The organism is Streptomyces sp. NPDC103540, from assembly GCF_055584445.1.
On sequence record NZ_JBVJMA010000010.1, the window covers coordinates 134,524 to 153,386 of the forward strand.

Annotated in this window: 18 protein-coding genes; 8 read left to right on the forward strand and 10 right to left on the reverse strand. The window is 75.6% G+C overall.

The genetic code is table 11. The features are described from left to right. Nucleotides 1-72: 72 nt before the first annotated feature. Nucleotides 73-771 (reverse strand): HD domain-containing protein, encoded by a 699-nt coding sequence (locus ACZ6ZI_RS24480; RefSeq protein WP_469524193.1) that lies wholly within the window; start codon nt 769-771, stop codon nt 73-75. Between the two features lie 131 nt (nt 772-902). Here ACZ6ZI_RS24480 and ACZ6ZI_RS24485 point away from each other — a divergent pair, with 131 nt between their 5' ends. Beyond that, nucleotides 903-1,601, forward strand: coding sequence for a copper homeostasis protein CutC (locus tag ACZ6ZI_RS24485; protein ID WP_469524194.1), 699 nt, complete (start codon nt 903-905; stop codon nt 1,599-1,601). A gap of 209 nt (nt 1,602-1,810) precedes the next feature. Here ACZ6ZI_RS24485 and ACZ6ZI_RS24490 read toward each other — a convergent pair whose 3' ends face one another. Further along, nucleotides 1,811-3,784: a HelD family protein gene (locus ACZ6ZI_RS24490; protein WP_469524456.1), complete on the reverse strand. Its 1,974-nt coding sequence runs from the start codon at nt 3,782-3,784 to the stop codon at nt 1,811-1,813. A gap of 421 nt (nt 3,785-4,205) precedes the next feature. Here ACZ6ZI_RS24490 and ACZ6ZI_RS24495 point away from each other — a divergent pair, with 421 nt between their 5' ends. Continuing rightward, entirely contained in the window at nt 4,206-4,391 is a 186-nt protein-coding gene (locus ACZ6ZI_RS24495; protein ID WP_363055491.1) for a hypothetical protein, read from the forward strand. Nucleotides 4,392-4,458: 67 nt separating this feature from the next. Further along, nucleotides 4,459-5,337, forward strand: a complete 879-nt coding sequence (locus tag ACZ6ZI_RS24500) for a glycosyltransferase family 87 protein (protein WP_469524196.1) — start codon at nt 4,459-4,461, stop codon at nt 5,335-5,337. Here the strand turns inward: ACZ6ZI_RS24500 and ACZ6ZI_RS24505 are convergent. Continuing rightward, nucleotides 5,295-6,938, reverse strand: a complete 1,644-nt coding sequence (locus ACZ6ZI_RS24505; RefSeq protein ID WP_363055489.1) for a DNA repair helicase XPB — start codon at nt 6,936-6,938, stop codon at nt 5,295-5,297. The genes ACZ6ZI_RS24500 and ACZ6ZI_RS24505 overlap by 43 nt on opposite strands. Before the next feature lie 177 nt (nt 6,939-7,115). Here ACZ6ZI_RS24505 and ACZ6ZI_RS24510 point away from each other — a divergent pair, with 177 nt between their 5' ends. Further along, entirely contained in the window at nt 7,116-7,592 is a 477-nt protein-coding gene (locus ACZ6ZI_RS24510) for an N-acetyltransferase (RefSeq protein WP_469524197.1), read from the forward strand. Here ACZ6ZI_RS24510 and ACZ6ZI_RS24515 read toward each other — a convergent pair. Together ACZ6ZI_RS24515 and ACZ6ZI_RS24520 are read right to left on the reverse strand one after the other, a co-directional pair. Continuing rightward, complete coding sequence (locus ACZ6ZI_RS24515) at nt 7,577-8,287, reverse strand: DUF4291 domain-containing protein (protein ID WP_469524199.1); 711 nt, start codon at nt 8,285-8,287, stop codon at nt 7,577-7,579. The genes ACZ6ZI_RS24510 and ACZ6ZI_RS24515 overlap by 16 nt on opposite strands. Nucleotides 8,288-8,361: 74 nt before the next feature. Beyond that, nucleotides 8,362-10,800 carry a helicase-associated domain-containing protein gene (locus tag ACZ6ZI_RS24520; RefSeq protein WP_469524200.1) on the reverse strand — a complete coding sequence of 813 codons (2,439 nt, stop codon included), beginning with the start codon at nt 10,798-10,800 and terminating at the stop codon, nt 8,362-8,364. 133 nt (nt 10,801-10,933) lie between these two features. Here ACZ6ZI_RS24520 and ACZ6ZI_RS24525 point away from each other — a divergent pair, with 133 nt between their 5' ends. Together ACZ6ZI_RS24525 and ACZ6ZI_RS24530 are read left to right on the forward strand one after the other, a co-directional pair. Further along, nucleotides 10,934-11,938 (forward strand): hypothetical protein, encoded by a 1,005-nt coding sequence (locus ACZ6ZI_RS24525; RefSeq protein WP_469524202.1) that lies wholly within the window; start codon nt 10,934-10,936, stop codon nt 11,936-11,938. A 234-nt stretch (nt 11,939-12,172) separates the two neighbouring features. Then, nucleotides 12,173-12,826, forward strand: coding sequence for an HAD family hydrolase (locus tag ACZ6ZI_RS24530; RefSeq protein WP_469524204.1), 654 nt, complete (start codon nt 12,173-12,175; stop codon nt 12,824-12,826). 44 nt (nt 12,827-12,870) lie between these two features. On the opposite strand, the gene ACZ6ZI_RS24535 is transcribed toward ACZ6ZI_RS24530, so the two are convergent. After that, on the reverse strand, nt 12,871-13,122 hold the full coding sequence (locus tag ACZ6ZI_RS24535) for a hypothetical protein (RefSeq protein ID WP_363055483.1): 252 nt from the start codon (nt 13,120-13,122) through the stop codon (nt 12,871-12,873). Between the two features lie 179 nt (nt 13,123-13,301). Between ACZ6ZI_RS24535 and ACZ6ZI_RS24540 the strand changes: the two genes are divergently transcribed. Further along, the gene (locus ACZ6ZI_RS24540) at nt 13,302-13,685 is read left to right on the forward strand and encodes a cold-shock protein (protein ID WP_037924790.1); all 384 of its coding nucleotides are present in this window, start codon (nt 13,302-13,304) and stop codon (nt 13,683-13,685) included. Between the two features lie 72 nt (nt 13,686-13,757). On the opposite strand, the gene ACZ6ZI_RS24545 is transcribed toward ACZ6ZI_RS24540, so the two are convergent. The 4 genes from ACZ6ZI_RS24545 to ACZ6ZI_RS24560 all read right to left on the reverse strand — a co-directional run bounded on the left by ACZ6ZI_RS24545 (nt 13,758) and on the right by ACZ6ZI_RS24560 (nt 17,327). Continuing rightward, complete coding sequence (locus ACZ6ZI_RS24545) at nt 13,758-14,621, reverse strand: 1,4-dihydroxy-6-naphthoate synthase (RefSeq protein WP_469524205.1); 864 nt, start codon at nt 14,619-14,621, stop codon at nt 13,758-13,760. Then, the gene (locus ACZ6ZI_RS24550; RefSeq protein ID WP_363055480.1) at nt 14,602-15,333 is read right to left on the reverse strand and encodes a futalosine hydrolase; all 732 of its coding nucleotides are present in this window, start codon (nt 15,331-15,333) and stop codon (nt 14,602-14,604) included. Before ACZ6ZI_RS24550 ends, ACZ6ZI_RS24545 begins: the two co-directional genes overlap by 20 nt. Before the next feature lie 29 nt (nt 15,334-15,362). After that, nucleotides 15,363-15,854, reverse strand: coding sequence for a DUF2771 domain-containing protein (locus ACZ6ZI_RS24555; protein ID WP_363055479.1), 492 nt, complete (start codon nt 15,852-15,854; stop codon nt 15,363-15,365). 93 nt (nt 15,855-15,947) lie between these two features. Beyond that, nucleotides 15,948-17,327 carry an MFS transporter gene (locus tag ACZ6ZI_RS24560; protein WP_469524207.1) on the reverse strand — a complete coding sequence of 460 codons (1,380 nt, stop codon included), beginning with the start codon at nt 17,325-17,327 and terminating at the stop codon, nt 15,948-15,950. A gap of 358 nt (nt 17,328-17,685) precedes the next feature. Between ACZ6ZI_RS24560 and ACZ6ZI_RS24565 the strand changes: the two genes are divergently transcribed. After that, nucleotides 17,686-18,609, forward strand: coding sequence for a DUF3027 domain-containing protein (locus ACZ6ZI_RS24565; protein WP_469524208.1), 924 nt, complete (start codon nt 17,686-17,688; stop codon nt 18,607-18,609). Nucleotides 18,610-18,863: the final 254 nt, after the last annotated feature.

Sequence of the window (18,863 nt, forward strand, 5' to 3'; positions counted from 1 at the left end):
CGGGAGCGGGGGGCATCTGCGGGCATGACTGTCACCAACCGGTGCGAACGCGTTCGAATTCCCCCGGGTGTGTCAGTCGTGTGAATCCGGGGAGGTCGGCGCGGCGGATTCGGCGGCGAGTCCGGCGGCGAGTTCGGCGGCGAGGTTGGCGCGGGCCGGGGCCTCCCAGTGGGCGGCGCCGTGGGGGGTGCGGAAGAGGCGGGGCAGGGCCAGGAGCTGCCGCAGGACGGCGGCGCGGCCGGTGCGGAAGGCCTCGTCGGGGACGAAGCCGTACTCGGCCCGGACGGCGGCGGCGTAGGCGGCGTAGGCGTCCGGGGCGCCGGCGAGGACGGCGAGGTCGGCGTCGCACAGGGCCTCGCCGTTGGTGTCGCCGGGGGCGGGGTCGTGGGTGACGGTGAGCCGGACCAGGCGGGCCACCTCGGCGGTGCGGGCGGGGTCGATGCCCAGCTCGGGCAGGGCGCGCTCGGCGAGGGCGGCGCTGCGTTCCTCGTTCTCGGAGCGGTCGGGGCGGTAGACGGCGTCGTGGAACCAGGCCGCGAGCTCGACGGCGGCCGGGTCGGCGGCGTGCGGGGCGAGGGCGTCGAGGTGGGTCAGGACGGCGGCCAGGTGGGTGGTGGTGTGGTAGCGGCGCTGGGGCTCCGCCCAGGCGGCGAGGAGGCGGTCCGCGTAGGGGGCGGGGTCGGCGGTGGGGTCGGCGCCGGCGGCCGTGGCGGTGGCGTGCCAGCGGGCGCGCAGGGCGGTGGTGTCGCTCGGGGTCGGCTCCGTGTTCATGCGCACATTGTGGGGGTGGCGTGATTGTGCTGGTGGAGCGCGGGCGGAGGCCCGTACTCTGGATATTGGACTAGACCTATTTTTCCACTGGACCCTTGCCCGTGGACAACCGGAACGAAGGACGGCAACTGATGAGCAACCGTGCGCTCCTGGAGGTGATCGCCCTCGACGTGGAGGACGCGGTCGCGGCCCAGGCCGGTGGGGCCGACCGCCTTGAGCTGGTCACCGACATGGCCGCCGACGGACTCACGCCGTCGCGCGAGACCTTCGCGGCGATCCGGGCGGCCGTCGACATCCCGCTGCGCGTGATGCTCCGCAGGACGGACGGGTTCGCGGCGGGTGACGTCACCGCTCTGGTGACGGTGGCGCGGGAACTGCGCGCGGAGGGCGCCGAGGAGTTCGTCCTCGGCTTCCTGAACCCGGACGGGACCCCGGACCTCGCGGCCGTCGAAGCGGTGGTCGCCGCGCTCGACGGGTGCCGCTGGACCTTCCACCGGGCGATCGACCGGGCCGCCGACCGCGACGGGCTGCGCAAGGCCCTCGCCGACCTGCCCGGCCTCGACACCTACCTGACCGCCGGGTCCGCGGCCGGGGTCGACGACGGCCTGCCGGTCCTGCTCGCGGAGGCCGCCCGGGGCGCCGAGCCCGGCTACGGGCCGCGCATCCTGGTCGGCGGCGGCCTGACCCTGGCCCACCTGCCGCGGCTGCGGGCGGCGGGCATCGACGCCTTCCACATCGGCGGCGCGGCCCGCCCCGACGGCTGGAGCGCCCCGGTCTCGGCCTCCGCCGTGGCCCAGTGGCGCGAGGCGCTCCTGACCCCGGTCGCGTAGCGCCCCCCGACGGGGCGGGGCGGGGCGGGGCCGGGCCGCCGGGCGCCTTCGCGCCCCGCGCGGCACCGGACCGGGCCGGCCCGACCGGCGGGGGCGGCGAGGCCGGGCCGCGGGGCGGCGAGGCCGGGCCGCGGGGCGGCGAGGCCGGGCCGCCGGTCGGTGAGCCGGCCCCTCCCGCCCGCCCCCGGCGCCGTCGCGGGGGTGGGGCGTCAGGCCAGGGCGGGCGGGAGGGGGGACGAGTGCAGGGCCGTGAGGCCCGACACGGCCCGGGTGAGGCAGACGTACAGGCGCCGCAGACCCGTGCGCTCGTCGGGCTCGCCCGCGACCACTGCGGCCGGCTCGTCCAGGACCACGTAGTCGTACTCCAGGCCCTTCGCCAGCGACGCCGGCACCAGCGTCAGACGCGACTCCACCGTGGTCTCCTCACCGGGCGCCAGGTACGGCAGACCCGCCTCCACCAGGGCCCGGCCCAGCTCCGGGATCCGCGCGTCCGCCGCGATCAGGCCGATCGACCCCTCGTGCGCCAGCGAGGCCCGGCAGGCCTCGACCACCGCCGCGGTGAGGTCGTCGGTCCGGGTGACCACCAGGGACCCCGGGGTCTCGCGGACCGAGGAGACCGGGGCCAGCCCCGGGGAGATCGCCGGCAGCAGCCGGGACGCGTACGCGATGACCTCGCGCGGCACGCGGAAGCCCGCCGTGAGCTCCTCCACGACCGCCTCCGGCTTGCCCAGGTGCCGCAGGGCCTCGTCCCAGCCCCGGGTGGCCCACGGGGTCGTGCCCTGCGCGAGGTCGCCCAGGACCGTCGCGGAGCCCGTCGTGCAGCGCCGGCCCACCGCCCGGTACTGCATCGGGGACAGGTCCTGCGCCTCGTCGAGCACGACGTGGCCCAGGGAATGGGTGCGTTCCACCAGGTCACGGGCCTCGTCGATGAGGACCAGGTCGGCCGCCGACCACTTCGCGGACCGCACGCTCCGGAACGGCTTCGGCCACAGCAGCAGGGCCTGCTCGTCCGGCGTCAGGACGCCCTCCGCGTGCGCCGCGAGGAACTCCGCGTCCGACAGCAGGCGCAGCACCAGCTTTGCCGGCTCCACCTGCGGCCAGATCGCCTTGACGGCCGCCTTCACGGCCGCGTTGCGGGCCACCGCGTCCTGCACCCGGTCGTCGGGCGCCTCGCCCGCCTGCTCCATCCGTACGAGGACGGTGTGCGCGATGCGCTGCGGGAGGGCGTCGCGGGCCGCGCCGTAGCGGATGTCGCGGCGCCGGAGCTCCTCGACGATCTCCGCGATCTCGTACGCGGGCACCCGCCAGCGGCGCGAGCCGCGCACCACCATCAGCGGCTCGGCCGGCTCGGTGACGTGCGAGCGCACGGCGCGGCGCAGCACCTCCGCCATCCGGGCGTCGCCCTTGACCACGGCGGTCGCGGCGGCGTCGACGGCGCGCACCTCCAGGCCGTCGCGGGCGACGAGGTCGTCGACGGTCGCCTGCTTGACCTCCAGCTCGCCCAGGGCCGGCAGGACCTGCTCGATGTAGTGGAGGAAGGAACGGTTCGGCCCGATGACCAGGGTTCCGGTGCGGGCCAGGCGCTCGCGGTGCGCGTACAGGAGGTAGGCGACGCGGTGCAGGCCGACGGCCGTCTTCCCGGTGCCGGGGCCGCCCTGGACGCAGACCGAGCCGGACAGGCCGGAGCGGACGATCTCGTCCTGCTCGGGCTGGATCGTCGCGACGATGTCGCGCATGGGACCGACGCGGGGCCGCTCGATCTCGCGCTGGAGGAGCGCGCTGACGGCGGCCGACTCGGCGGGGTCGGACAGGTGCTCGTCCTCGTACGCGGTCAGCTCGCCGCCGGTGTAGCCGAAGCGGCGGCGCAGCCCGATGTCCTGCGGGTCGGCCTTGGAGGCGCGGTAGAACGGCTGGGAGACCGGCGCGCGCCAGTCGATGACCATCGGGTCGCCGTCGGCGTCGTGGACGTGGCGGCGCCCGATGTAGAACTGTTCGCCCTCCGCGCCCTCGGCCAGGTCGGCGCCCGGTGCGTGCAGGTAGTCGAGGCGGCCGAAGAAGAGCGGGGTGTGGGAGAGGTCGGCCAGCGCCTTGATGCGGTCGTCGATCTGCGCCTGGAGGACGACGGCGTTGACCCAGTTCGCGGTGACGTCGCGGATGTCGAGGGCCTCGACGTCCTCGCGCATGGCGCGCAGGGCGGAGCGCGAGGCGCTCAGGTGGGCCCGTTCACGACCGAGCGGATCGGCGGGGTCGGCGGGGGCGTCCGGGGACTGGGTGTCGGGGGCGTGCGCGGGCACGGAACTGCCTCCAGCTTGACGTGTGCGAAACGGGAGCCCGCCGGTTTCCGTCCGGTGGGCGGCTCTCCCCGGTGGTGCGGCGGGAGGCGGCAGAGCGGAGATTGTAGCCGGCGGCCGGGGGCGGCGCGAACGGTTTCCGTCGTCGCCGGTCCGTCGGTACCGGGACCCCCGTACGGGTGTCATACCGGGGAGTGTCAGACCTGAGGCAGGGCCCTAGGGGTCGGCATGGGCCGTGAGGAGGACCCCGGGGGCCCGCCGGTTCCGTCCCGAGGGCGATGTGCCGGACGGCGGGAGAACGCACCATGGATTCATGAGCACCGCAACCTTCACCCCGATGCGGGGCGGCCGCCCGAGCGGCGCCACCGCCACCTCCGATTCCCGTTCCCGACACCGTTTCGGCGACGTCCTGCGCGCCGCGAAGGTCTTCGCGGCGACCGCCGTGAGCGTCGTCGTGCTGGGCGAGTACGCCGAGGACGCCGGCGTCATACGCAGGTGACGGGCCGCGCCGCGACCGTGGCCTGATACCGCCGGCACCCGCGCACCCGTCCACTAGGGTCACGCGCGTGACCCGCAGCACCGATCCGCTCCGCTCGCCGTCGCCCCTGCTCGGAGTGCCGGTCACGGGGGCGCTGCTGCTGTCGGGCGTGCTGTGCCTCGCCCTGCGGGTCCCCTCGGCGCACGCGCCGGTCCAGGCCCTGTCCGCCCACGGGTGGTGGCCCCCGGCCGTCTATCCGCCGTTCGCCGCGATCCTGTTCACCCCGGCCGCCTGGCTGCCCGCCGGAATACTGAAGGTCGTGCTCCTCCTCGGCAACGCCGGCCTGCTCGCCCTGCTGATCGTGCTGTCCTGCCGGTTCGGGGGCCTGCGGGCCCGCCCGGTGCCCGTCCTCGCCGCGACCACCGCCGGGCTGTGGCTGGAGCCGCTGTTCCAGGACCCGCTGCCCGCCCAGATCAACCTGGCGTTCGCCTGCCTCGCCGTCTGGGACCTGGGCCGGGCGCGCGGCGCGCTGGGCGAGGGCTTCGCCCTCGGCACCGCCGCCGGCATCACCCTGACGCCGACGGTGTTCATCCCGTACCTGCTCCTGACCGGCCGGATCAGGGCCGGTCTGACCGCCCTGGCCGGCTTCACGGGCACCGCCCTGCTGGGCCTGATCGTGCTGCCGCAGGCCTCCGCCGACTTCTGGTCCCGCCACCTGCCCGAGACCGGCGGCGCCCTCCTGCTGGACCCGTGCCACCTGTGGGTCTGGGCCGTACCGCCGCTCGTGACGGCCCTGGCGGCCCTGCCGCACCGGCGCCGGAGCGGGCGCCCGGGCGGGCGCCCGCGTACGGTGCCGGTCCCGTCCCCGAGGCCGGCACTCGGGGAGCGGGAGGCCGGGCCGGTCGAGGCCCGGGCGGCGGACCGTCAGTCGCCCGCCAGCAGCTCGTCGGCGTCCATGATCCGGTAGGCGTAGCCCTGTTCGGCCAGGAAGCGCTGACGGTGCGCGGCGAAGTCCTGGTCGATGGTGTCGCGCGCGACGACCGAGTAGAAGCGGGCCTCGTGCCCGTCGGCCTTCGGACGCAGGACGCGACCGAGGCGCTGCGCCTCCTCCTGCCGGGAGCCGAAGGTGCCCGACACCTGGATGGCGACGGTGGCCTCGGGCAGGTCGATGGAGAAGTTCGCGACCTTCGAGACGACCAGCACGTTGATCTCGCCCTCGCGGAAGGCGTCGAAGAGCTTCTCGCGCTGCGCGTTGGAGGTCTCGCCCTTGATGACGGGCGCGTCCAGGTGCTCGCCCAACTCGTCGAGCTGGTCGATGTACTGGCCGATGACGAGGGTCTGCTCGCCCCGGTGCTTGCGCACCAGCGCCTCCGTGACCTTCCGCTTCGTCGCGGTCGTGGCACAGAAGCGGTACTTCTCCTCCGTCTCGGCGGTCGCGTACGCGAGCCGCTCCGACTCGGTCAGGTTGACCCGGACCTCGACGCAGTCGGCGGGCGCGATGTAGCCCTGCGCCTCGATCTCCTTCCACGGCGCGTCGAAGCGCTTCGGCCCGATCAGGGAGAACACGTCGGACTCGCGGCCGTCCTCCCGCACGAGGGTGGCGGTCAGACCGAGCCGGCGGCGTGCCTGGAGGTCGGCGGTGAACTTGAACACGGGCGCCGGCAGCAGGTGGACCTCGTCGTAGAGGATCAGCCCCCAGTCGCGGGAGTCGAACAGCTCCAGGTGCGGGTAGACGCCCTTCCGCCGGGTCGTCAGCACCTGGTAGGTGGCGATGGTGACGGGCCGGATCTCCTTGCGGGTGCCGGAGTACTCGCCGATCTCCTCCTCCGTCAGCGAGGTCCGCTTGACCAGCTCGTGCTTCCACTGGCGGGCGGAGACCGTGTTGGTGACCAGGATCAGCGTGGTCGCCTTGGCCTTCGCCATGGCCCCCGCGCCGACCAGCGTCTTGCCCGCGCCGCACGGCAGGACGACCACGCCGGAGCCGCCGTGCCAGAAGCCCTCGACCGCCTGCGCCTGGTAGGGGCGCAGCGCCCAGCCGTTCTCCTCCAGCTCGATCGGGTGCGCCTCGCCGTCGACGTACCCGGCGAGGTCCTCGGCGGGCCAGCCCAGCTTGAGCAGGGTCTGCTTGATCTGCCCGCGCTCGGAGGGGTGGACGGCGACGGTGTCGGCGTCGAGGCGGGCGCCGACGAGGGGGGTGATCCGCTTGGAGCGCAGGATCTCCTCCAGCACCGGCCGGTCGGTGCTGGTCAGCACGAGTCCGTGGACGGGGTGCTTGGAGAGGGTGAGGCGGCCGTAGCGGGCCATGGTCTCGGCGACGTCGACGAGCAGCGCGTGCGGGACGGGGTACCGGGAGAACTCGACGAGCGCGTCGACGACCTGCTCGGCGTCGTGCCCGGCGGCGCGGGCGTTCCACAGGCCGAGCGGGGTGATCCGGTAGGTGTGGATGTGCTCGGGGGCACGCTCCAGCTCGGCGAAGGGCGCGATGGCGCGGCGGGCGGCCCCGGCGAGCTCGTGGTCGACTTCGAGGAGGAGGGTTTTGTCGCTCTGGACGATGAGGGGCCCGTTCACGCAGCAGTTCCCTTTCCGGCGTGATGTGACCGCCCGGACGCGGGCGGCCAAACCTCCAGTCTGCCCTATCGGGGGGTGACGGGGGCGGGTCCGCCCGGGGCGGCCGTCGGTGCGGGGCGGGCGCGGGCCGGGGAAAGGCGTTGGAGGGGGGCCGTGCGCCCCGCGTACGGTCCGGGCATGAGCGAACCCGAGCAGTCCTTCGTCCCCGCCGACTTCGAGGCGCCCGCGCCGCCGGAGACCGCCGCCTTCCGACTGGAGCCGCTGGGCGCGCGGCACAACGAGGCGGACCTGGCCGCCTGGAGCGGGAGCATCGCGCACATCCGGGCCACGCCCGGCTTCGTCGGCGGGGGGTGGCCGCCGCCGGAGGGGATGAGCGCCGAGGCCAACCTCGCCGACCTGGAGCGGCACGCCGAGGACTTCGCCGCCCGGCGCGGGTTCACGTACAGCGTGCTGGAGGGGCGCGGGGCGGGGACCGAGGTCATCGGCTGCCTGTACGTGTACCCGAGCAAGGAGACCCCCGGGCGGGTGCGGGTCAGCTCCTGGGTGCGCGCCGACCGGGCCCACCTCGACGCCGAGCTGTACGGGGCCGTCGTCGACTGGCTCGCCGGGGCCTGGCCCTTCGACCCGGCGCTGGTGGACTACGCGTCCAGGTGAGGCAGCGGGCCCGACGGGTACGGGGTCTCCACCGGGAGCAGCGCCCGGGCCGCGTCGGTGTCGCCGGCGCGGACCAGGGCGTTGATCTCCCGGGCCAGCGGGGTGACGTCGCGGATGGAGACCGTCCAGGCGTCGGCGTAGGCCCGCGCGTCGGGGCCCGACAGGCCGAGCTGGAGCGAGCGGTACGGGAGCGGCCTCAGGTGCAGGTCGCGCTCCGGGTCCCACTGGACGCGGGCCGTGGTCTCGCGCACGGACGCCTTCCAGGCGGCGCGGTCGGCGTGCACGCGGTGGGCGTAGTGGGACAGGCAGGCCCCGGCGAGGGCCGAGTCGAAGCCGGCGCGGGTGATCTCGACGGCCAGGACGGTCTCCTGGCCGGCCTTGGCCGCCCAGCCGCAGCGGTACATCATCCACAGGAACGACGGCTTGATCCACGTCATCCGCTCGCGGTTCCAGGCGGGCGGGAAGCGTCCGTCGCGGGCCGCCGGGAGACCGAGGGCGGGGGAGTACGCCTGGTACACGGTCACGGTGTCGGCCGTGTGCGCGGCCCGGATCCGGCGGACCGGCTCGGCGGCCGGGTCTGCGGCCGGGTCGGGGCCGTCGGGCGTGGGCACGGCGGTGGTCGCGGCGGAGAGCGGGGTCGTGGGCGTGGTCGTGGACGTGATCGTGGGTGTGGTCGCGGTGTACTGATCGGACATGTCGTCAGGGTGACGCATCCAAGTCGTCGCCGGCGAACCCTTTTTCCGCCGGGCCCGGGCCGCCCCGGCGGGCCTCAGACCTGGTCCTCCGCCAGTTCCGCCACGCCCGTGATGCGGTGCAGGGCGAACGTGCGCACCTCGTCCGCCGTGTGGTCGTAGCCCGTGACGAAGCCGCCCTCCACCCGCACCGGGGCGATGACGCGCTGGCTCGCCGCCCCTTCGGCGTTGACGTACCCGATCCACACCGCCGACCCCGTCAGCGCCGCCGCCTGCACCGTCGCCAGGGTCTCCGCCGCGCTGGTGCGCGGAAGTTCGCCCGGAGCCGGAGCCGGGGTCCCGTCGGCGGAGGGCGCCGGCTCCTTGCGGACCGCCGTCGCCGCCAGGTCGCCCGCGCGGATCGCCCGTACCGCCGCCCCCAGCAGGGTGGCGTCCGGCACCGGCGGCCCGTCCGGGACCGGCACCGGCGCCGAGCGCGCCGGCGTGCGGTGCGCGTCCGCCCGCGCCACCAGCACGTCCCCGGTACGGGACTCCGCCGCCGGCGCGTAGCCCATCGCCCGCAACCCGTCGAGCAGCGCGCCCGGTTCGGCCTGCGCCGCCAGCACGGTCGGCGCGAGCCGGCGCAGCCCCAGGCCGGCGGACCGCTTGTCGGCGAGGATCTCGCCCAGCATCGCGTCGTCGTCGCAGCGCACGTACGAGGAGGCCGCGCCGACCCGCAGGTGCCCGTGCCGCCGCGCCACGTCGTCGATCAGGTACGCGAGGGGCTGCGGCACCGGGGTGCGGCTGTGCTCGGCGAGGAAGGCGTGCAGGTCGGAGGCGGTGCGCCCGGCGTCCAGGGCGCGGCGTACCGAACCGGGCGTGAACCGGTACACCGTCGCCCCGCCCTTGGACTCCACGTCCGCGAGCACCGCCAGCACCTCGCCGAGCGGCCGGCGCAGCGGGCCGGGGGCCACCGCCGTCAGGTCGGCCTGGAGCAGGACGTGGTCCACCGGTTCGGGCAGCAGCGGCGCCAGCAGCGGCGCCGGGTCGCGGTGCTCCAGCAGGGCCCGGCCGAAGGCGCTGAGCGCGCCCCGGCCGGTGACGCCGAGGACCTCGGCCTCGGTCAGCGTCCAGTGCGCGAGGCGGGCGCGCAGGTCGCTCGTACCGCGCGACGGCCTTTCCCACGCGAGGCGTTCGAGGAGCGCCTCGGGCTGCGGCGAGGCGCCCTCGGGCAGGTCGGCGAGGAGGTCCAGGACCCGGCGCCGCACCTCGGGGGCGGCGGAGCGGTCCAGGTCGGCTCCGAGCACCGACAGGGTGCGGCCCTTGGCGTCCTGCTCGCCGGCCAGTCCGGCGGTCCGGGTGGCGGGCAGCCAGGCCGCGGCCAGCGCCGACCACCTGCGGGCGGGCGGGAGTTCGGTCCAGTCGTCGAAGGCGGGGGTCGGCGCGTACCGTTCGTCGGCCTCCCCGTCGCTCGCCAGGAGCCCGGCCGCGTACGCCAGCTCGATCCAGAACGCCGCCTGCGGCTCGGTGGTGTCCAGCGTGGCGGCGGTCCGCTTCAGGTCGCGCACGGCGAGCCCGCCCGCCCGCAGCACGGCGGGCCCGGCGTGCTCCCAGGACTTGACCAGTTCCTCCACGACGCCCACCGCGGCCAGGGCCTGCCCGGCGGCGTTCGCGTCCACAAGCTGTGGACGGTGCTCGCGGTCCGCGCCGACCGGCGGCGCGAGGGGAGCCGTCCGACGGTGCGCGAACCCGCCGCGCAGGTGCAGGGCCACCTCGCGGGGCAGGACGACCGTCCGCGCCGAGGCGGGCAGCAACAGGCCCCGGTCGCGCAGCCAGCGCACCGGAGCCGCCGGATTCGGGGTCACCTCCCCGTAGGGCGGCCCCCACACCAGCCGGCCCAGCACCTGGTGGGCCTCCGCGGGGGCCTCGTCGAGCAGCGCCGACATCCGCTCCGGGTCCGTGAACAGCCCCGTCAGCGCGGCCACCGCCGACACCGGGTCGTGCGTCGCCGGCAGCCCGGCCGCCGCCACGATCTCCTGGACCCGGGTCGGGGACATCCCGGCCGTGGCCTCCGCGACGGTCGGGCCCAGCCCGGTCGGGGACGGCCGCTGCGCCGAGGGGGCGAGCAGCTCCCGGGCGGTGCGCACCAGGCGCAGCCGCTCGTCGTCGCCCCACACCAGGGCCTGGTCGCGCAGGGTGCCCAGCGCGCGGGGCAGGGCGGCGCGGGCCTCCTCGTCCTCACCGCCCGTCAGGAGCGACTCCAACACCGGGTACGGGCAGGGGTCCGGGGCCACGGCGAGGGCCTCCGCCGTCTGGAGCGCGAACCGGTCCAGGCGGTCCAGGGCGCGCACCACCGAGGCGCGGGTGCCGGCGCGCGTGGCGAGCTGGGTCACGTCCCCGGGCACCGGGTTCAGCAGGTCCGGGCGGGCGTGCAGGAGGGCGGCCAGCGCGACGTCGTCGCGGGCGCGGAGCGCCTCGGCGAGGGAACGCGGGGCGTTCGCCGCAGCGGGTGCGGCGGAGGTGCTTGCCTCGGGCACGGTGGTCGCCTCCTGGTCACTTCGGCCGGTCGTCGGCCGGTCCCCATCCGGTCCACGGTATCCGCTGCGTCGGCGGCCGCTCCACGGGCGCACGCGCTACCTTCGGGACAGGCGGTACGTGAGGAGCCGGGGCGTGGGGATCGAGAGCGACCAACTGGTCTACGAATATCTGAGCCGTGTCGGGGACTTGGCGCACCGGCGGCAGTTGTCGTCGGGCGACCGGATGCGGTTGGTCGCCGGTCTGCGGGACGAGATCGACCGTCGGCGTGCCACGTACGAACCGGACACTCCGGCGGCGGTACGGCTCATCCTGGACCGGATCGGCACGCCGGAGGAGGTCGTGGACACCGCGGGTCGGACGGAGGCGCCGGCGCCCGCCGTCGTACCGGTGCCGGCAGTGCCGAAGCAGCGGCGCGCGGACCGGGCCGCCAAGGCGGCTCCGGCTCCGGCCCCCGTCAACGTCCCGCCGCACCTCGCCGGCGTCGACGAACTCGGCGACTCCGACCGGGGCGAGCCCGACTGGTGGCGGGTCGCCGCCGGCGGCCGGGGCGCCGGGCCGCAGGTGGAGGGCTTCGCGGGCGGCATCGAGTTCCCCGACCTCTTCGACGAGGACCGGGCCGAGGACGCGGACGGGCCGAAGCGGGAGGGGGAGCGCGAGCCGGGGAGGGAAGCGGAGTCGGGGGCGGCCTCGAAGTCGGCCTCGGCCGCGCGGCGCCTCGTACGGGCGCTGCGGGAGCGGCGCGAGCGAAAGGCGGCCGGGGCCGAGCCGGAGGCGGGGGCGGTGGCGGGGGCCGCGCCGCGGGCCCGCCCGAACGCGTTCCTGCTGCTGGTGGCGGTGGCCCTCCTGGCCGGGGCCGCCACCGGGTCGTGGATGGTGCTCCTCGTCGGCTGGCTCGCGGCGTTGGCCTCCGGCGTGCTCGGGCCGCGCGAACGCAAGTGGACGGTCTTCGGCGTGCCCGGCGCGGTGTTCACCGTGGCGCTGGTGTGGCTGTGGGGCCGGGCCGACGGGCGGTGGGGCGAGGCCCTCGCCGACGACCGGCTGGGAGCGGAGTACCAGGGCATGTGGCCCGCCCTGACCCGCACCGCCGCCGTGGCCCTCGCCGCGTACCTGGCCTGGCGCTCCCGCCCCCGCGGCTAGGCCGTCTCTTCCGGATCTTGCCTGACCCTCCCCCGGCCCCAGGGGGCCGGGAGGTGCCCCCTGCCGCCCGGCGGCACGGAGTCTTCCCGGGTCCGTGGGGTCGAGGGGAAGCGGCGGGCCGTCGCCACCCGGCCGCGGGTGCGGCCGGCGGTGAGGTCGGGGGTTCCACCGGTGGGCGGGGCGGGGTCACGGGCGCGTTGCCGGGCCGTCGTGGCGGCTCGGCACAATGGCCGCATGAGTTCCGACAACCCCACCGCGTCCGCCCCCGCCGCGCAGCTGACGGTCGGCTTCGACCTCGACATGACCCTCATCGACTCGCGCCCCGGCATCAAGGCCGCCTACCAGGCCCTTTCTGCCGAAACCGGTACGTTCATCGACGCCGACGCGGCCGTGACCCGCCTCGGGCCGCCGCTGGACGAGGAGCTCGCGTACTGGTTCCCGGCGGAGGAGATCCCGGCCATGGCCGATCGCTACCGGGAGATCTACCCCACGTACGCCATCGAGCCGACGCCCGCGATGCCCGGCGCCCGCGAGGCGATCGAGGCCGTCCGGGCCCTCGGCGGCCGGGCCATCGTGGTCACCGCCAAGCACGAGCCGAACGCCCGCCTGCACCTGGCGCACCTCGGCATCGAACCCGACGCCGTCATCGGTTGGCTGTGGGCGGAGGCCAAGGCGCAGGCCCTGCGCGCGTACGAGGCGCAGGTCTACGTCGGCGACCACGTGGGCGACGTACGCGGTGCGCGGACCGCCGGCGCGCTGTCGGTCGTCGTGCCGACCGGGCCGTGCCCGGAGCCCGAACTGCGCGCGGCGGGCGCGGACGTGGTGCTGGCCGACCTCACCGCGCTGCCGGCCTGGCTCGCCGACTACGTCGCCGCCCGCGCCGCCTAGCGGGAAGGCCGGGCGGGAAGGCCGGGCGGCCGCGCCGCCGCGGGTCAGGCCTGCGAGGCCCGCGCCGCCCGGCGCTGGGCCGCCGCCGAGCGCAGCACGCCCGCCGCCGAGATGGCGAAGCCGACGCCCATGAGCATGCACACGGCCCACGCGTACGACGGGAAGGGATCGGTGCCCAGGAACAACGGTGCCATCGTCGCGAGCGTCGCCAGCGCGCCCACGATGAACACGATGCCGCCGGCCTTCACGAGTCCGTCGCCGGGCCGCGCTTCGTCGGAATGAGGAGTAACAGTCACCTCACCAGGGTAGTTCCCTGGCCGAAGCGGTCACTCCGGGAAGGACCGGGGAACGACTTGTCACCCGTTTCTGGACCATTAGCCTGTGAGGAGGCGGGTCGCTGACCCGCCACACCGCTATCCGGAGCCGCATGCGAACGGCCCACCGGACCCGACGATCACAAGGACAGAGGACGGACGTGCCTACCGGCAAGGTCAAGTGGTTCAACAGCGAGAAGGGCTTCGGCTTTCTCTCCCGGGACGACGGCGGAGACGTCTTCGTCCACTCGTCGGTGCTCCCCGCCGGGGTCGACGCCCTCAAGCCCGGCCAGCGCGTCGAGTTCGGCGTCGTCGCGGGCCAGCGCGGTGACCAGGCACTTTCGGTGACGGTACTGGATCCGGCGCCCTCGGTCGCGGCCGCGCAGCGCCGCAAGCCCGACGAGCTCGCCTCGATCGTGCAGGACCTCACGACCCTGCTGGAGAACATCACGCCGATGCTGGAGCGGGGCCGCTACCCCGACAAGGCGCACGGCACGAAGATCGCCGGTCTGCTGCGCGCGGTGGCCGACCAGCTCGACGTCTGAGCCCCGCCCACGAGGCACCGGTGCCCCGCCGCTCGAAGGAGCGGCGGGGCACCGTCGCGTGGTGCGCGGGCGCTAGGGGAAGCGCAGCGCGTCCGGCTTGATGGCCGGAACCAGGCCCTCGGCCGCGGCCCTGGTCAGCAGCCCGCGGACGGCCGCGTAGCCGTCGTCGCCCAGCTCGGCGGTGAACTCGTTGACGTACAGGCCGATGTGCTGGTCGGCCACGGCCGGGTCCAGCTCCTGCGCGTGCGCGCGCACGTACGGCCGGGAGGCCTCCGGGTCGGCCCACGCCATCCGCACCGACGCGCGCGCCGACTCGGCCAGCGCCCGCAGCGTCCCTTCGCCCAGCGAGCGCTTCGCGATGATCGCGCCCAGCGGGATCGGCAGGCCGGTGGTGGACTCCCAGTGCTCGCCCATGTCGGCCAGGCAGTGCAGCCCGTAGTCCTGATAGGTGAACCGGGCCTCGTGGATGACCAGGCCGGCGTCCACCCGGCCGGCGCGCACCGCCGGCATGATCTCGTGGAACGGCAGCACGACCACCTCGCCGACTCCGTCGGGCAGGACGTCCGCGGCCCACAGTCGGAACAGCAGGTAGGCGGTGGAGCGTTCGCTCGGCACCGCGACCGTCTTCCCCGTCAGGTCCACGCCCGGTTCGCGCGTCAGCACGAGCGGCCCGCAGCCGCGCCCCAGCGCCCCGCCGCAGGGCAGCAGCGCGTACTCCTCCAGGACCCACGGCAGGACGGCGTAGGACACCTTCAGCACGTCCAGCTCGCCGCGCTCGGCCATGCCGTTGGTGAGGTCGATGTCGGCGAAGGTCACGTTCAGGGCGGGCGCCCCGGGGATCCGCCCGTGCGCCCACGCGTCGAAGACGAAGGTGTCGTTCGGGCAGGGCGAGTAGGCGATGTCCAACGGCCGGGCGTCAGCGCTGCTGGTGGTCATGGCGTTCTCCCCAGTTGACGAGTACGGGCCCCAGGGCCCCGAATCCGGCGGCCAGGGCCGCCAGCGCCTCCCCGATCCGCCAGGCGTCCCGATCGCGCGGCCCGACGGCGTTGGACACGGCGCGGACCTCCAGGACGGGCAGCCCGTGCGCGGCGGCGGCCTCCGCGACCCCGAAGCCCTCCATCGCCTCGGCCCCGGCGAGCGGGTGGCGGGCGGCGAGTTCGGCGGCGCGCGCGGCGGTGCCGGTGACGGTGGAGACGGTCAGCACCGGTGCGAGGAGCGCCCCGGTGGCCTCCGCGGCGCGGGCGGCGAGGTCGGCGGGCGGCAGGTGCACGGCGCGGCCGAAGCCGAGCTCCTGCACGGAGAGGAAACCGTCGGGGGTCTGGGCCCCCAGGTCGGCGGCGACGAGCGCGTCGGCGACCACGAGCGAGCCGAGCGGGGCGGCGGGCGCGAACCCGCCGCCGATGCCGGCGGAGATGACGAGCGAGTAGTCGGCCAGCGCGAGCGCGGTGGCCGCGGCGGCCGCGGCGGCGGCCGGGCCGACACCGCCGACGAGCACGTCGACGGCGAGGCCGGGCAGGTCCCTGCGGCTGATGAGGTAGCCGCCGGGCAGGGTGCGCGGCTCGGGCGTGACCGGGTCCGGATGAGGGGTGAGACCGGTGGTCACGGAGTCGGCCTCCGCGGCCACCGCGGTCACGACGAGCGCGCGCACGGTTCGCCTGCCTTCGCCTGCGGGGTTCGCTACTTGAGCTTGAGCTTGAAGGACCAGACGGCGAGGGGCTTGCCGTCCGCGCCGACCTGGACGAAGCCGAGCATCTTCGAGGCGGGGGCCTCGCCCTGGCCGCCGGTCGCGAAGACGTCGGCGCCCTGGAAGCTGCGGTAGGTGTTGGAGGAGGGCTCGGTGATCGGCTGGCCGTCGAGCACGGCCTGCCACTTCTTGCCGTCCTCGACGACGTCCGGCTCGACACCGAGGCGCAGCGTGTCGCCGCGGCCGTACTCGACGGTCTTGGCGTCCTTGAGGCCGGTCAGGCACTCCTGGAGGCGGTCCATCGCGAGGTCCTTGCCGGCCTCGGGACGGCACTCGGCCTCCGAGGACACCGAGGAGCTGCCGACGGTCACCGTCGCGAGCGGCGTCGGCTTGTCGCAGGCGGACAGGAGGAGGAGCCCGGCGGACACGGCTCCGAGGGCCGCGACGCTGCGGCGGGCCCTACCCGGGAAAAGCGGTGCGGTCATGAGCCGAAGGCTATCGGGCCACCGGGTCGAGCCGCCGCACGGGGGTCCTCGGTGCGTCCCGGCCGCGCCGCCCGCGTGACCGGGGCGACGGGCTCACGCCACGCGGGGGCGGGTGGAGCCGCGGGGGTGGCGGGGGGAGGTCAGGAACCCGCGCAGGGCCATCGTCGTACCGAGGGCGACCAGGACGGCGGCGACCGCCATGCCCAGGACCCCGTTCAGGGGAAGCGCGATGCCGATGGCCCCGCCCAGCACCCACGCCACCTGGAGCAGCGTCTCCGAACGGGCGAACGCCGACGTCCGCACCGCCTCGGGCACGTCCCGCTGGATCATCGCGTCCAGCGACAGCTTCGCCAGCGCCTGGCAGAACCCCGCCGTCGCCGCCAGCACCGCCATGAACAGCCCGCTGAACAGCAGCGTCGCCAGGATCGCCACGGCGAGCGTCAGCGACAGCACCGCGGCGACGATCGCCTCCGGCGCCCTGGCCCGCAGCCAGGCGCCCACCGCGGTCCCGCAGGCGTTGCCGACCCCCGCCGCGACGCCGACGATGCCCAGCGACACCGCCGCGCTCTGCCCGCCCAGCGGGTGCTCGCGCAGCAGGAACGCCAGGAAGAAGATCAGGAACCCGGACAGGGCGCGCATCGACGCGTTCGCCAGCAGCCCGCACAACACCGAGCGGCTCACCGTCCGCAGTCCGGGCCGCTTCGAGTGGGCCTCGTGCGTGGACAGCCGCGCCCGCCGTTCCCCCTTGGCGTCGTCCACCTTGTGCGGCAGCTGGAACGCCGCGAAGGTCCCCCACACGAAGATCGCGCAGGCCCCGTACAGCGGCCACGGCGGCCCGATCGCGTGCAGCCCGGCCCCCACCGGCGCGGCGGCGCCCGTGGCGAGCAGGCCGGCCAGGGTGACCCGCGAGTTCGCCTTCACGAGGGAGAACGTCGGCGGCAGGAGTCGGGGCACCACCGCGCTGCGCACCACCCCGTAGGCCTTCGAGGCCACCAGGACGCCCAGCGCCGCCGGGTACAGCTCCAGCCCGCCGGTGGCGACCGCGCCCGACATCATCAGCGCCAGCAGGGCCCGCGTCAGCATGGCGCCGGCCATCGCCGCCCGTCGTCCGTGCGGCAGACGGTCGAGCAGCGGACCGATCACGGGGGCCAGCAGGGTGAAGGGGGCCATGGTGATGGCCAGGTAGAGCGCCACCCGTCCGCGTGCTTCGTCCGTGGGGACGGAGAAGAACACCGTCGAGGCCAACGCCACCGTGATCATCACATCGCCGGCGCCGTTGATGGCGTGCAGTTCGATCAGCCGGCCCAGCCCCGATTCCCCGGCGCCGTGGGCGTGCGTGGCCCTGCGGATCCCGCGCGCCGTCCCGGTGAAGGGGAGGTGCAGGGCACGTCCGACAGCCCGGCCGGCCCGCCTGGCCGGTCCCGAGCCGTCGGCGGACGACCGTACGGGTGCCACGTGGCCATAGTGCCCCACGGGGCCCGCCGGGACCCCTCCCGGACCCCTCCCGGCATGTCCCGGGGGCCCGATGGACCCGTCAGGGCCCCGGAAGGGGTCGTCCGTTGTCCGCGAATCGGACCTCGCATGTGGGCCGAAGGCTTCGGAGGAGGTAGCGTGCGTAGCGCGCCACCGGCGGTTGCACTTGGCCGCGCGCCTCTTCGGGATCCCGCAGAATGGATCTCAGTGGGGTGTGCCCGAGGCCGATCGGGCGCGGACGTCGACGCGGCCCTCTGGTCCGCTCCGCCCGCGCTACGTACGGACGAGACCGACGGGTCGTTGTGGACGACAGTACGGACGGCGCACTCGTGAGACGGCGTAGGAGAGAACGAGACCTGTGAGTGCTGCGACGACGCGAAGCCGTACCCCGCGTACCCCCGCCCCCGACCGGCTGTGCGTGGAGGCGGTAGAGCTCGCCCGCGCGGCGGCCGAGGAGGCCGCCTACCCCGGCGTGGTGGGCGAGCACGTCTCCGTCGTGTCCGAGGGCGACCGGGTCGTCACGCACTTCTTCGAGTGCAAGGAACCGGGCTACCGCGGCTGGCGCTGGGCCGTCACCGTGGCCCGCGCCTCCCGCGCCAAGAACGTCACCCTCGACGAAACGGTGCTGCTGCCCGGCGACGACGCCCTGCTGGCGCCCGAGTGGGTGCCGTGGAGCGAGCGGCTGCGCCCCGGCGACATGGGACCGGGCGACCTGCTGCCCACCGACGCCGACGACCTGCGCCTGGAGGCGGGCTGGTCGGGCGAGGACGCCCCGCCGCCGAACTCGGTGGTCTCCACCGAGATGGCCGACCTGGTCGAGGCCGAGGACGCGGAGGTCACCGACCGGGCCGTCGTGCCCGCCCGCGGCTCCATCACGGCCGTCGCCGAGGAGCTCGGCATGCGCCGGGCGCGCGTGCTGTCCCGCTACGGGCTGCACAGCGCGGCCGACCGGTGGGACGAGTCCTTCGGCGCCAAGACCCCGATGGCGCAGGCGGCGCCCGCCTCCTGCGTGTCCTGCGGGTTCCTCGTCGCGATCGGTGGCTCGCTGGGGCAGGCCTTCGGTGTCTGCGCGAACGAGTTCGGTCCGGCCGACGGCCGTCTGGTGTCCCTGTCCTACGGCTGCGGCGGCCACTCCGAGGCGGCCGTCATGCCCAAGCCGCCGCGGCCCGCGCCGCCGGTGCTCGACTCGATGGCCGCGGACGCGTTCCCGCTCCGCCCGGCCGCCGACGCCGGCTCCGTCGCGGTGGAGGACCTCGCCCCGGCGGACCTCGGCCACTCCTGAGCCGCGGCCCGACGCCCGGCCCGACGCCCGGCCCGCGACGCCCCCGGCCACGGCCCGCGGGGCGGGAGGCGCGGTGGGAACGGGGGCCGGGCGGCCGGGTGCGGCCGAACCGGTGGGCCCGGTCGGGCGAGGTGGACGGATCCGCGCGGCGGGCCCCCGTCGTCACCCCCGTGAACGGCGAGGACCGGTGGCCGACGCGGATCCCCTCGACGACCGGACCCGATCGGCGTCGTCGCACGGACCGGAAGGGGTGC